Raw genomic sequence first — 1,047 nt, forward strand, 5'->3', positions numbered from 1 at the left:
TCTTACCGTACCTGATTGATTCTAATTCGTTTGATCCGAATAGTTTTTATCCTGTTGAGCGTAGTTTCCAAGATTTGCGCTGGTTTGGTATCCATATCGGTGCCAGTTTCTGGACTATGGCTGGTTTGATTGTCCTCAACTACGGTGTTGGGACCTACTGGTTTGGGCAAGGGCTAAATCGTTGCTTCCATAACCCTAAAGCTACCTTGATTAACAAACAACAGAGTTACTGGCTGACCGCTAGCTTTCAAGCGGTGATTTTAGGATTTGCCCTCAACCCTCAATACAAGAACTGGGGTGGTTATACCCATGGCTTGGAAGAGAATTCACAGATGCTGCTGGTGTTCAACCTGGTGCTGTTTTTAGCTCTGATTGCTGCCTTGAGTCCCCATCGACAAACCTTACAAGATTGGGCTCGTTACCGACATCAGGATCGGACTTTCCGCAAAAAAGGAGGGGTGATAGCGGACTTAATCTGGGGTGACAAAAGTCCCGCTGTGGTGGCAGTGGCAATGAATTGTGCGATCGCATCTGGGATGTTGCTGACGTGGATATTACTTTGGCCTGCCAATGAGTACAAGATACCTGCCCTGTTCACACTCTTGCTCAATAGCAGTCTTATCATGATTTACGCCACAGTTGCTCAGTTGATGCTGTTGATGAAAACACAGAAGCGAGCTGCTGGTGCAGTAATAGCAGTAGGAGGATTGATTCTCTTACCCCCCATCCTGTTTGCAATTGGGTCGATGACTCCCTATGAGACTCCTGCTGCTTTATGGCTATTTTCGGTATTTCATTGGGGTATTTTGCCCTATGCTAATGGCAGTGTTTTCTTGGCCATCATTGGTCAGTCCCTAGCCCTAACGTTATTGAACGTACAGCTAGGACGACAATTGCAACAAGCAGGAGAATCAACAACCAAAGCCTTGCTTTCTGGAAAAACAGAGAAATATCAAGCGAGAGTTAGCCACCTAATTCATTAGGTGGGCGTGGAGCGAGCCGGGATAAATCCCGGCGCTCGTGTTCAAGGTAGCTTTCCGTTTCTCC

1 pseudogene is annotated in these 1,047 nt (G+C 46.9%); it reads left to right on the forward strand.

The window, feature by feature from the left end:
• A pseudogene (locus F6K38_RS42965) lies at positions 1-983 on the forward strand (ABC transporter permease); the annotation flags it as partial.
• Positions 984-1,047 lie beyond the last annotated feature (64 nt).

Origin of the sequence: Moorena sp. SIO3B2, assembly GCF_010692525.1 — a bacterium.
GTDB lineage: Bacteria > Cyanobacteriota > Cyanobacteriia > Cyanobacteriales > Coleofasciculaceae > Moorena > Moorena producens.